The sequence below is a fragment of the Clostridium sp. CTA-1 genome (assembly GCF_054768215.1).
In genome coordinates this window covers 94,950-108,016 of the sequence record NZ_BAAAAP010000011.1, presented here as the reverse complement: position 1 = coordinate 108,016, position 13,067 = coordinate 94,950, and the positions used below count along the sequence as shown (strand labels likewise).

General features: G+C 27.6%; 10 protein-coding genes. 8 read left to right on the top strand and 2 right to left on the bottom strand.

Annotated features, from left to right (window positions below):
* Positions 1-94: 94 nt before the first annotated feature.
* The 7 genes from ACYUEW_RS11150 to ACYUEW_RS11120 all read left to right on the top strand — a co-directional run bounded on the left by ACYUEW_RS11150 (position 95) and on the right by ACYUEW_RS11120 (position 8,006).
* Entirely contained in the window at positions 95-688 is a 594-nt protein-coding gene (locus ACYUEW_RS11150; RefSeq protein ID WP_163201146.1) for a GNAT family N-acetyltransferase, read from the top strand.
* A gap of 272 nt (positions 689-960) precedes the next feature.
* Positions 961-1,950 (top strand): choloylglycine hydrolase, encoded by a 990-nt coding sequence (bsh, locus tag ACYUEW_RS11145; RefSeq protein ID WP_265202387.1) that lies wholly within the window; start codon positions 961-963, stop codon positions 1,948-1,950.
* Between the two features lie 452 nt (positions 1,951-2,402).
* A complete protein-coding gene (locus ACYUEW_RS11140) occupies positions 2,403-3,002 on the top strand; it encodes a nitroreductase family protein (protein WP_043032085.1) in 600 nt (199 codons plus the stop codon).
* Positions 3,003-3,249: 247 nt separating this feature from the next.
* On the top strand, positions 3,250-3,708 hold the full coding sequence (locus ACYUEW_RS11135; protein WP_460276770.1) for a DUF4342 domain-containing protein: 459 nt from the start codon (positions 3,250-3,252) through the stop codon (positions 3,706-3,708).
* Positions 3,709-3,973: 265 nt separating this feature from the next.
* Positions 3,974-4,666, top strand: coding sequence for a response regulator transcription factor (locus tag ACYUEW_RS11130; RefSeq protein WP_265203465.1), 693 nt, complete (start codon positions 3,974-3,976; stop codon positions 4,664-4,666).
* A gap of 256 nt (positions 4,667-4,922) precedes the next feature.
* Positions 4,923-6,143, top strand: coding sequence for a sensor histidine kinase (locus tag ACYUEW_RS11125; RefSeq protein WP_460276769.1), 1,221 nt, complete (start codon positions 4,923-4,925; stop codon positions 6,141-6,143).
* 711 nt (positions 6,144-6,854) lie between these two features.
* Positions 6,855-8,006 carry a methyl-accepting chemotaxis protein gene (locus ACYUEW_RS11120; protein ID WP_460276768.1) on the top strand — a complete coding sequence of 384 codons (1,152 nt, stop codon included), beginning with the start codon at positions 6,855-6,857 and terminating at the stop codon, positions 8,004-8,006.
* A gap of 280 nt (positions 8,007-8,286) precedes the next feature.
* Here ACYUEW_RS11120 and ACYUEW_RS11115 read toward each other — a convergent pair whose 3' ends face one another.
* Positions 8,287-9,975: an acyl-CoA dehydratase activase gene (locus ACYUEW_RS11115; protein WP_460276767.1), complete on the bottom strand. Its 1,689-nt coding sequence runs from the start codon at positions 9,973-9,975 to the stop codon at positions 8,287-8,289.
* 2 nt (positions 9,976-9,977) lie between these two features.
* Positions 9,978-11,249 (bottom strand): 2-hydroxyacyl-CoA dehydratase subunit D, encoded by a 1,272-nt coding sequence (locus ACYUEW_RS11110; RefSeq protein ID WP_061326526.1) that lies wholly within the window; start codon positions 11,247-11,249, stop codon positions 9,978-9,980.
* Positions 11,250-11,816: 567 nt separating this feature from the next.
* On the opposite strand from ACYUEW_RS11110, the gene ACYUEW_RS11105 reads away from it, so the two are divergent.
* Positions 11,817-12,638: an EFR1 family ferrodoxin gene (locus ACYUEW_RS11105; protein ID WP_460276766.1), complete on the top strand. Its 822-nt coding sequence runs from the start codon at positions 11,817-11,819 to the stop codon at positions 12,636-12,638.
* Positions 12,639-13,067: the final 429 nt, after the last annotated feature.

Below are 13,067 nucleotides of genomic sequence, written 5' to 3'. Positions count from 1 at the left end.
ATGTTATGCTTCCACGGTCTTAATTAATTAAGTAAATTCTTATATAATTAGATATATAATGTTGAAAAGAAAATTCTATGAAAGAGGGATAATTATGAAAAACTTGACATTAAGAGATGCAGTGGAGGAGGACGCCCCCATTATCACTGGTCTTATATATGATACGGAGGATCTTCCAGAGCATATTTGGGGCCAGGGGACTAAAGAGGAAATTTTAAATAGGATTAAATTGTTAGTATTAAGTGGTGAATCTAGATATTCTTATTTAAATATAAAGGTAGCAGAGCGAAATGATAAAATCTGTGGAGCTATAATTCTTTTAAATAGTGAAGAAATAGCACAGCTAGATACTAAAACTAGTTTAAAGTTGCTTTTTATGATTAAAGGGATTAAAGGAAAGGTAAAATTTATAAAAGATTTTATTAAGGGAATGAGTTTAGAAGAGGGCGGAAAAAGAGAACTTTATATAGCAAACTTAGCCACAACTAAAGAAGTTAGAGGTCTTGGAATAGGAAAAGAGTTAATGAAACTAGCAGAAAAAATTGCTAAAGAAGAAGGATATAAGGGCTGTTCACTATTGGCTAAGGATAAAAATGTAAGAAAATTCTATGAAAAATTAGATTATAAATTTGAAAAGAAGGAAAAGTATTGTTCACAATATTTATATAGAATGGTTAAAATGGTTTAAATGGTTCTAGAATAAATGTAAACAAAGTGTAAAAGAGCTTAGAATAAGATCTTTTACACTTTGTTTTTATAAATTTATAAATTTTACAATATATTAAAAAATACATAGATATAAGTTAATATTAACAATACCAATATATAAATATATTTTACAAGAATAAATATTATGTTTATTGTAAAAATAATATTTAAGAGGATAATTGCATGTTGTTTTTTATAAAAATTAACTAATGTATTGGTAATACATTGGAATTAAAAGGACGTGTTTAATTTATGTGCACTAGTGTAATTCTAAAAACAAAGGATAGTAAAAATTTGTTTGGACGTACAATGGACTTCTCAGTGAAGTTTGATGAATCTGTTCGTTTAATTCCTAGAAAATTTAAATGGACTAATGTAACAGATAAAAATGTTAAAAGTACAAAATATGCTTTTATTGGTATGTCTGTAGTAACAGACAACCATCCCGTTTTTGCTGATGGTGTGAATGAAAAAGGTTTAACCTGTGCTACTCTTTATTTCCCTGGATTTGCAAAGTATGAGGAGGAAAATATTGAAAATAAAGAAAATATAGCTTGTTATGATTTTGTATTATGGGCACTATCTCAATTTAAAAATTTAGAGGAAGTAAAAAAATCATTGAAAAATGTAGTAATTATTAATAAAGTATTGTCTATATTAAATTTTGCTCCACCCTTGCATTGGATTTTATCTGATAAATCTGGTAAAAGTATAGTGATAGAAAGAACATATAGGGGATTAGAGGTATTTGATAATCCAATTGGTGTTATGACAAATAGTCCTAATTTTGAATGGCATTTAAGTAATTTACGTCAATATATTGGAGTGAGAGCTAAACAATTTGATAATGTTACATGGAATGGTTTAGAGTTATGTGCTTTTAGCCAAGGGTCTGGAACTTTTGGATTACCAGGAGATTTTACTCCACCCTCTCGCTTTGTTAGGGCAGTTTATTTAAAAAATAATATTGTGGATATTGATAATGAGATTGAAGGAATAAATGGTATATTTCATATATTGTCTAATTGTGAAATTCCTAAAGGAACAGTTTTAAAATCTGATAATGCTTGTGATTATACATTATATACTTCTGCAATGTGTAGTGAATCAGCTACATATTATTATTATACTTATGAAAATTGCCAAATTTCAGCTGTTCATTTATTTAATGAAGATTTAAATGCTCCCCTTATGAAAGAGTTCCCAATCAATAAAGTAGAATCAATTAATAATATGAATTGATAATATAAAAGACTATCTTAATTTAAATTTTGAGATAGTCTTTTATATTGTATCCAGCATGCATTTAGCAGTAGAAGCCCTTGTAGTCAATTGGGAGGGGGAATTACTAATCAATGGCAAGAAAAATTGGTATGGAAATTGTAACTTTATTTATTAAAAGAAATTGAAGATAGGATGGATAATAATAATTAATTAAAAATAATTATTGACTAATAAGAAAATATATGAAATAATATGATCAAAGTTAATTACAAATAGTAACCAACTGATAAAGAAATGTATATTATTATTTATAACTTAAATTTAAGAATAGAGTACATAGTTTTGTACAAATAATAAAATTAGAAAATATAAATAACGGTTTTGGATATTATAATATAAGATATCATATTAAATATAATTACCTTTTAATGATGAAATCAAAATCATATATAAAATTGGAGGAATCAATAATGAAAAAAGATTTTTATGAAGCAATAGAAAAGAGACGTACATTTTATGGAATTAGTAAGGAAGCAGTAGTTTCAGATGATAGAATTAAGGAAGTTATTGAGCATGCAGTAAAGCATACACCTTCTGCTTTTAATTCTCAAAGTGCAAGAATTGTACTATTATTAGGGGATAAACATGATAAACTATGGAGTATTACAAAAGAAGCTTTGAGAAAGATAGTACCTGAAGATAAATTTGGAAGCACTGAAGAAAAAATAAACTCTTTTGCTAGTGGTTATGGAACAATTTTATATTTTGAAGATATGAGTGTAGTAGAAGATCTTCAGAAACAATTCGCTCTATACAAAGATAATTTCCCAATATGGTCTCAACAATCTAGTGCAATGCATCAATTTGTTATCTGGACATCATTAGAAATAGAAGGTTTTGGAGCTTCATTGCAACATTATAATGAACTTATTGAAGAAGATGTAAAAAAAGAATGGGATATACCAAACAACTGGAAGCTTATAGCTCAAATGCCTTTTGGAAAACCAGTAGTAAATCCAGATGAAAAACAATATAATCCATTAGAAGAACGTATTAAAATAATTAAATAATTAAAATAATAATATACTTAAGCTCTCATATTGTGGGAGCTTAAGTATATTAGCGTTTAAAATGTTTTTAGAGTAAGGAACAAGATAAGCAATTTATGTATATATAGGTATATTTTCTAATCAAATTCTAATCTTTTATTAAAGTCCCTCTAATTTTCACTATATATAATAAGAACATAAAGTATAAGAAATTATTAGTTAGATGCAGTTTCTTAAACATATATAATAAAAATGGAGGGGTTTTATAATGAAGGTGTCTTTAGAACAAATAGACTTATTAAGAAAGAGAGCAAATGTAAGCTATGAAGAAGCAAAAGAGGTATTAGAAAAATTTGATGGTGATATTATAGAAGCTTTAGTATATCTTGAAAAGAATAAAAAGGTCAATGAGGATTTTTGCTGTGAGAGTAAATTTTTTAATAAAATTAAGATGTTAATTAGAAAAGGCAATAAAACTAAAGTTGTAGTCAGAAAAAAAGAAGAAACTGTATTAAAAGTACCAGTTAATGTGGTTATATTATGTGCTGCTTTAGCATTTCCAGTTACAATAGCGGCTACTATAATTGCTTTAGTAACAAAGCATACTATTAGAATAGAAAAAAATTCAGGAGAAGACTCAAAGGTTAATGATATTTTAAATAAAGTATCAACTAAAGTTAATGATATAGTTGATGATTTATCAGAAGAAAAAGAAGTGTATAATTAAATAAATTTTAAATAAACTGTGGTTTAAATTTAAGAATTATTCTATAAGAGTAAAAAGAGTTGTCTGAAAAAATATATTTACTATATTAAAACTAAATATATTTTCAGGTAGCTTTTTTTATTGTATATATATTTATACAAGTTAAAGAATATTTTGTATAATAAAAATATATTAGCTAAAAACAAGTACTTAAAGCTATTCATTAAGGTATAATTTATATAAATAGTTTTTTAGATTAAGTGGAATAATTTTTGGAGGAATTAAAATGGATAAACAGGATAAGGAAAGAATTCTTATAGTAGAAGATGAAGTTAAAATTTCTCGTTTCCTTCAGCTAGAATTACAATATGAGGGGTATGAAATAGAGCAAGCATATGACGGTAGAGAAGGATTAGATAAAGCTTTAAATGAAAAGTGTGACCTAATATTATTAGATATAATGCTTCCTAAATTAAATGGTATGGAAGTTTGTAGAAGGATACGTCAAATATCAGATATACCAATAATAATGTTAACAGCTAAGGACGAAACCACAGATATTGTAATGGGATTAGATACAGGTGCTGATGATTATATTACTAAACCTTTTGCTATAGAAGAACTCTTAGCTAGAATAAGAGTAGCATTGAAGAGAAAAAAATTAGAAGTAAAACATTCTAATACTATTTCTATAAAAGGATTAGAATTAGATTTAGATAAACATATTGTATCCTATAATCAACAAATTATAGATCTTACAAAGACTGAGTTCGATTTATTAAAATTCTTTATGGAAAATAAAAACATTGCTTTAAATAGAGAACAAATATTGGATAAAGTATGGGGATTTGACTATTTTGGGGACACTAATGTGGTGGATGTTTATGTAAGATATTTAAGAACAAAAATTGATAATAAGTATAGTGAAAGATTTATATATACAATTAGAGGAGTGGGATACCTTTTAAAAGATGAATAAGAAGCTGAGTTTTATAAAGGTTATTAGAGATATTTTTAAATATATTTATATAATTATAAAAAAAATAATAATAGTAATTCCAAGAATTATTAAAGCTTTATTAAATAAATTTAAAATAAGATTAAGATTCTCTATTACTTTTAAGTTGAATTTTATGTATACACTTATAATATCAATATTGCTATTTTTATTTACATATACAGTTTTGTTTGGTTTTAGGTCCTTTTTAATAAAAGAGGCTAAGAATAACTTAAATATGTATGCAGAAATAGTATCAAATAATATAAAAGATGTTCCAAAAGTCCCAAAGGAATTAATAGATAGTGTTGCTAAAAAAGGTAATGTATCTATTAATATTTTGGAAAATGATAAAAGCATTATTTACTCAACCAATAAAAATATGAAAGAATATTATAGGAATTTTAAAAAGGATTTACCATATCTTATAACAGGAAATGATAATATAGAAAGATTAATTTTAAATAAAAGTTTTGAATTAAAAAATGAAATATATTATATACAAGTTATAAGTGATTTACAAAAGGAAAATCAATATTTTCATTTATATTTTATCATTCTAGGGGTTCTTGATATTTTCATTATAATTATAATTATAAAATTTGGTTCTCGTATAGGTAAAAAAGTTGTTGATCCTATAAATGAAATGAATTATACAATAAAAAAGATAAATGTACAAAATTTAGATACTCGTCTTAATGTGAAAGGTTTCCATGATGAATTAAGAGAACTTACGCAAACCGTTAATGATATGTTTGATAGAATTGAGGAGTCCTATGAAAATCAAAATCGTTTTGTATCAGATGCTTCCCATGAACTTAGAACCCCGATTGCAGTTATTCAGGGATATGCAAATATGCTCTATAGATGGGGTAAAGATGATAAAGAAGTCTTAGAAGAAGCCGTTACCGCTATTAAAGATGAGTCAGAAAATATGAAGGATCTAGTTGAAAAATTATTATTCTTAGCAAGGGCTGATAAAAAAACTCAGAAGATTCATAAAGAAGAGTTTTATATAAATAAATTATTGGATGAAATTGTACGAGAAACTAGGTTAATAAATTCAAGTCATAATATTATTAATGAAAGTAATGATAATATTTTAGTTTTTGCAGATTATAAATTGTTAAAGCAAGCTTTACGAATATTTATAGATAATAGTTTGAAATTTACACCGGAAAATGGGCAAATAACTATTGGATCACATATAAATAAAAATAAAGTTGTTATTATAGTTGAGGATACAGGTTCAGGAATCCCTAAGGAAGATATACCTTATATTTTTGATAGATTTTATAGAGTTGATAAGGCTAGAACAAAAGATAAAGGAGGCAGTGGTTTAGGGCTTTCTATAGCAAAATGGATTATAAAAGAGCATAAAGGCAGAATAGAAATCAAAAGTAGAGTTAATATAGGAACCAAAATAAGTATATTTATATCTGTAAAAAATAAGGATTAAACCACTTATGTAGGCAAAGCAATGGGATTCAGATAATAATAAACCAATGGAAGATAAACATAGATTAAGCTCAATAGATTAAGCTCAAAGGTAAGTATATAAATATTTTAAATGAAAAGAGAGTGTCTCAAAATAGCTTTAATTTTAATATAGTAAATAAAAATAATACATGTAATAAACATATGAATAAGCTTTAGCAGTTCTTAATTCGACGGAATTAAAAATTTTTGTAATTCCTCACAGGACGTGAGGAGCCAGTAGTGAAGCCAGAGGAGGTTGCCTCTACTGGGTAAAAAATTTTTAATGGAGTCAAATTTAGAACTGCTTAGCAAAATGAATTGCTTTATGAATGTATTTATTTATATTTACGGTTTTAAAATTAAAGCTGATCTTATTTTGAGACATTCTTTTTTGTAATTAAGCAATATATTATTTGGTTTGTAAATAAAAGTAAATAAAGGACGTAAATTGTCCCTATTAATCCCTATAATATATAGATAGCACTCTAATATTAGGAAGGAATAACTAATGTTATGTAGAATTGTGTAAAATATACAAACAAAATATAAAAAAAAGAGAGGTGACAGATTAGTATCATTATCACTGGGGAAAGATATTTTTTATTATTAAAGTATATAAATATAATGAAAAATAAGCTATTTAATACTTTATGTGTTTGTAATGAACATTTTAATATAGGGAGGACGTATTATGATTTCAGTAAATGAATTGGAAAGTTTAAAGGTATTAGCTGAAGTGCAGGCAAATACAGTTCCAGGAGGAATTATATTTGGAATAATGGAAGAGGATACTATAGTATGGGTAAAATCCTCTGATTCACTTAATATTAAATTACTTAGTGTAGGAAATAAATTGGGTAGTGATAGTACTACTCTTGTTGCAATGCGTCAAAGAAAAGTTTTATCTCAAAATATTGACCGTTCTGCTTATGGAATAAGATTAACTATTACTTCAATTCCAATTGTAGATGAGGAAGATAATGTGGTTGGAGCCTTTGCTATGGCAGTGCCAAAATTACATCCTATCGGTAAATCTTTTGGAAGTTTTGCTCCAATGCTAGGGCAAATGTTCCCAGAAGGGGCGTTCTTATTTACAACGGATTTAAATAAAATTGTAGATATACAGTCATCAGAAAAATTTGATGTTCCAACTATACAATCTGGAGATAAGCTTAAGGAGGATTTTATAGCAAGTAAAGTAATAAAAACAGGAAAACCACAGTTAGAACAAGTAAAAACTTTAGAATATGGAGTTCCTGTAACTTTATCAGGATATCCATTATTTGACGAGGAAAATGGAAACAAAGTTGTAGGCTCTTTCTGCATAATTATGCCACAGGAAGTTGCAGACAAATTGAGAACTATGTCTAATAATCTTGAAGACAATCTTTCAGAGCTCTCTGCTACTATTGAACAGTTAGCAGCATCTGCATCACAAATACATACTAATGAACAGGATTTAAATCAAGAGATAGACAAAATAATAACTGTATCAGAGGAAATTAATGAAATATCTTCCTTCATAAAGGCAATAGCTGATGAAACAAAGATGCTTGGATTAAACGCAGCTATTGAAGCTGCTAGAGCTGGAGAGGCCGGTAAAGGGTTTGGTGTAGTTGCACAGGAAATAAGAAGGTTGTCTGAGCAATCTAAAAGTACAGTACCAAGAATTAAAGAGTTAACAGATAACATTAAGATAAAGGTAGAGGACGTAAGTAAAAAAAGCCAAAGCTCATTAGTTTCAAGTCAAGAACAGGCAGCAGCTTCACAGCAAATTACAGCAGGTATAGAGGAAATAACATCTATGTCTGAAGAATTAAATACTATTGCACAGAAACTATAGGATTCTTATTATAAATGGGAATGTGAAATTTTTACCAAATACTTTATGATTTTAAAAGTATAGACAAAACAATATAATATTAGAATTTTATAAAATTACTTTAAAAATAATAGAATGTAACTAAAAAATGAGAAATTAAGTTCAAAGTAAATTGTAAGAAGGGGTGTATCAAAGAGATTTAATTTTAAAAAAGCAAAGATAAAAAATATATTAATAAACCGATTGGTTCCGTTTATTAAATTCATCTTTTATCTTTGCTATATTTAAAATTAAATATATTTTATTTTGAGAAAGCCTCTTCATACTTTTTAAGGGCTATTAAGGCAGCCCCAAGAGCTCCACATATTTGAGGCTCTTCACATATAAAGATTTTGCTGTTTAGTTTTGTTTCCAAGGCTTTTACTACTCCTAGATTTTTTGCTACACCTCCAGTCATCATATAAGAGCCCTCTTTTCCTACTCTATTTAATAATGATAGCATTTTTGAAGCTATGGAATCATTAAGTCCATGAATTATATCACACTTTTCCTTGTTTTCAGCTATAAGGGACACCACTTCAGATTCTGCAAATACAGTACACATATTGGTTATTTTAAGTTTTTCCTTCCAATTAAGTCCTTCCTTACTCATTTCATCAATGCTTATTTGGAGAGTTGTAGCCATCATGTCAAGAAATCGGCCTGTACCTGCAGCGCATTTGTCGTTCATTGCAAAGTCTTTAATATTTCCTTTTTCGTCTAATCTTATAACTTTACTGTCTTGGCCACCAATATCCATAACTGTTCTAATGTTAGGATTTAAATGATGAGCTGCAATGCCGTGACAGGTTATTTCAGTAATATTTTCATTAGCAAAAGGAATATTTATTCTACCATAACCAGTGGAAACAATGTATTTAATGTCATCCCTTGAAAGATGAGCCTTTTCTAAGGCAACCTCCAGTGCAGCATTTGCACCATGAATACTTTTAGCACCAGTGCTTACTATGGAGTAGCTGATTATGTTTTTATCCTTATCTAGAATCACTACATTTGTAGAAGTTGATCCACTATCGATACCTGCTACATAGCAGTTATCCTCTAAGCGGGAGAAGGTTTCACAGTTTGTTTTTCCTTTAAACAACCTTTCAATGAAGGCCTCTATTCTAGTAGTAAGTTGTCCCCTACTTTGATTAGTATAATCAGTTTCAATCTTTAATATGGGAATATTAAGTTTCTTCTTAATTGATGCATATTCAAAGGAATAATAATCACAGAATTTTACTGTGTTATAAATAATTCCTGATATATTATTAGAAAGAATAAGTTTGTTTCTGTAGGAAATATCAGACATTCTCATGCAAGGAGTTTGAGACAAAATAGCTCCAGCATACCATAAAATAAGATCATCTATAGAAGATAAATTAGGTACTTTGTCCCATATAAAATTTTCCCCTGTACAGGTAAGGTTTAATACTGATGATTCAGTACAACTTTCTATCATGTTTACAAGGGATTCATCACATCTACCACCTAAAAGAGCAATCCTGCTATTAAAATTATTTTCACAGGTATCATCAGTAACAATATGTTTTTGAATAGATAGTTTAAATTTTTCAACATTGAAGTTTTTTCCACTAAACTTTTCATAACTATCTATGAATTTCATAAAGGATTCTTTAAGCAAAATACGTGAACAACAGTTGTTTTTATGAGGTAAGTCCATCATATATACATATTTCATCTTTGATTGAGATTTTAAAACATCATATAATCTTCTCATACTGTCACAGCAGTTCATTAATAGTAACTGATCACTATTATAATCAATAAGATTTTCAAGTAAGGACTTACAATATGTACACATATTTGGGTGCATAAGTACATCAGCTCTATCAAAGGTATATGCTATAGGATTTATTTTTATGGGAACCTCATCAAAAGCTTCAAGTATAGAAAGGGGGGTATATTTACAAGTATATGCAATCATAGTTAGATACCTCCTTTATTATTTTCTAAAATTTCAAAAAATGCTTCCAATCTGGTACGAAGCTGACCATCCTGAGAATTTCGCCTATCCACCCCATCTCCATCTATAGATAGATAAGGAATATTATTTTTCTCCATAACTTTTTTAAGTAGCATGGCTCCTCCATTGGATTGCTTACAACCCCAGTGACAAAAATTTATTACTGCATCTGCATTAAGAGTTTTTGCTGCATTCAATATATTTTCAGCCCTTCTTAACTGAGGCCCATTAAAATGATTTAGTATGAGCTTTTTTGCTATTGAATTATAAGGATTTTTTATATCCAACTCTGCTAAATAATCAAAGGATAAATCGCAGCCTAATAATTGAATTTCTTTATTATTGTTAAAGTATTTTTTTAGAGTTTCTTGATAAAAAGGCAGTAAATGAACCCACAAGAATTTTTTGCATTCACCTTTATCATAAGTAAGAATATCTTCATAGATTTTTTTATAAAATTGTAAAGTTTCTATTCTACCCATAGCTACGTGGGAAGTAAAAAGCTTATACATTTCAAGGGTTAATGTGTTTGGAAAGTACCTATAAGAAAGCTCTTTCATATATTTCAACTGATATGTTCTCGAAAGATTTTCATTATGAATTACTGTCTTTAATTTATTTTCATCTAATTTAACATTCATTATATCCTGAATCATTTCCACCATTTCATATAATTGAGAGGCTACATATTCCTCTCCATCCTTTGAATATTCATAAGGAATGTCAATGATGTACAATTCAATATCAAGACAATTTGAAACATGTCTAAAGGTATTTATATTAGCATCACAGGCCATAGTAGTTGTAACTGCAAACCGTGGTTTGGGAAGTAGCTTTGATTCAACAGCTCCTATAAAGGTTTTGTGATAACTACAAAGGGTTTCTGGAATATTCATTTTTTCTGCGTAATCTATAAAGCCATCTTCACATTTTGTTCCCGATAAATAAGAAGAAATCCCTTCAACAAACATGGGATAGATGTCTAGAGCATGCAAAAATTCACAAGGAGCAAATAAATTAACCATTGCAGACCGTTCTGGATGTTTAAGAGGTTCTAATATAAATTTCATGCATATTTTTTCAAGATATTGTAGGGATGAAGGGAATTGATGGTTAGGAAACTTGTCCATAAATTTGTAATTAAGAGTATATCCTGTTTTTAAAAGAGCACGGGTACGTGATGGAGTATCTATGTTCTTTTTTATAATTGAACCATAGTGCTTAATTAAATCCATTTCATCACCAATCCTTATTTATAAATATATCTAAAACAGTTAAAATGTTACAATATATAATATGCCACAAAATGATTAATATGTAAATAATACAAAAAATAACTGAAATTTAAAAAGAAGTCCTATGAAAATAGATCCAATGTTAACACTGCAAAGATAAAAAATACACTCATAAACCAACTCATTTTGCTAAGAAGTTCTAAATATGGCTTCGTTAAAAATTTTCTACCCAGTGGAGGCACCGTCCTTGGTTTCACCACTGGCTCCTCACGTCCTGTGAGGAATTACAAAAATTTTTAACTTCTCCATATTAAGAACTACTAAAGCTTATTCATATAGTTTACTACGTGCATTTTTTTATCTTTGCTATATTAAAATTAAATCTACTTTATTTTTAGGTATGTTGTTTTTTAGATTTTAGTAATATATTATCTAATTTATAAATAATATATTACTAAAAATATATAAGGCTGTATTCAATTTCATATATAATTATACATATGTAATATATTTGTAATACCTTTTATAACATAAAATATTTGGATACACCTATAGGAGGGAAAAAACTTGATGAATAAAAGTATAAATACAATGTATTTTAGTGCTACGGATACAACTAAAAAAATAGTATATGGTATAGCAGAAAAACTTTCAGAAGATTTTAAGGTAAAAGAAAAGATAAATAATGTTGATTTTACATTACCAAAGGTAAGAGAAAAAGTAGTGCCTTTTTCAAAAGAGGATATTGTTATAGTAGGAGTTCCCGTTTATGCAGGAAGAGTTCCTAATGTACTTTTAAAGTACTTAAAAACTATTATTGGTAATGGTGCACTGGCCATAGCGGTAGTGGTATATGGAAACAGGAATTATGATGATGCATTAATAGAACTAAAGGACATACTAGAATCAGATGGCTTTAATGTTATTGGAGGAGCTGCATTTATAGGGGAACATTCTTTTTCTAATAGCCTTGCTAAAAATAGACCAGATGAAAAAGATATGGATGTAGTAAGGTTCTTTGCTGATGAAGTATATAAAAAGATTATAGATGAAAAGCAAATGGAAAATGTATTTGTAAAGGGAAATATGCCTTATAGAAAATATTATATGCCAAGGGATGAAAAGGAAAATCCTATTGATATAAGAAAAGTTAAACCGAAAACAAATAATAATTGTATAAATTGCAAGCTTTGTGTGAATCTTTGCCCTATGGGATCTATTGATTTTGAAGATGTAACTAAATTAAATGGGATTTGTATAAAATGTTGTGCCTGTATTAAAAAATGTCCTGTTAAGGCAAAATATTTTGATGATAGTGGCTACTTAAAACATAAACAGGAACTAGAAAATAATTTTAAATATAGGAAAGAACCAGAATTATTTATTTAATGTAATTTTTAAAATACTTCTCACATATATATCTAAATGTAAGGAAGCTAAATCTTAGCTATAGCCTTAAGGCTTGAAAGATTGGAGGTTATAGCTAGGATATAGATTAATAAAAGATCAAAAATATATAGATTTATAATAATCATTTTTTAGATATTTAGACACTATATAAAAGAAGTATAAAACTATATAGATTTTTTTAATAAGAATATAATAAATTTCTTAAGAATGGTACTAAAAGAAATTTTAATAAATATAAATTACTATATATAAAAATTTTTAAGAAAAATTGTACTTTTTTTAACAATCATAAATAAGCATAATTTGAAAATACTTGAATAATAGTATAGTAGGTACAAATAAAATTTAAAATATATAAAAAATCAATTTTAACCCTTATAAAGTAGGCTGATTTAATAGAAATCAGTA

Coding starts and splice junctions, on each gene's coding strand:
- ACYUEW_RS11120 (WP_460276768.1), top strand. CDS start 6,855: ATGATTTCAGTAAATGAATTGGAAAGTTTAAAGGTATTAGCTGAAGTG.
- ACYUEW_RS11150 (WP_163201146.1), top strand. CDS start 95: ATGAAAAACTTGACATTAAGAGATGCAGTGGAGGAGGACGCCCCCATT.
- ACYUEW_RS11115 (WP_460276767.1), bottom strand. CDS start 9,975: ATGATTGCATATACTTGTAAATATACCCCCCTTTCTATACTTGAAGCT.
- ACYUEW_RS11110 (WP_061326526.1), bottom strand. CDS start 11,249: ATGGATTTAATTAAGCACTATGGTTCAATTATAAAAAAGAACATAGAT.
- ACYUEW_RS11140 (WP_043032085.1), top strand. CDS start 2,403: ATGAAAAAAGATTTTTATGAAGCAATAGAAAAGAGACGTACATTTTAT.
- ACYUEW_RS11130 (WP_265203465.1), top strand. CDS start 3,974: ATGGATAAACAGGATAAGGAAAGAATTCTTATAGTAGAAGATGAAGTT.
- ACYUEW_RS11125 (WP_460276769.1), top strand. CDS start 4,923: ATGTATGCAGAAATAGTATCAAATAATATAAAAGATGTTCCAAAAGTC.
- ACYUEW_RS11135 (WP_460276770.1), top strand. CDS start 3,250: ATGAAGGTGTCTTTAGAACAAATAGACTTATTAAGAAAGAGAGCAAAT.
- bsh (WP_265202387.1), top strand. CDS start 961: ATGTGCACTAGTGTAATTCTAAAAACAAAGGATAGTAAAAATTTGTTT.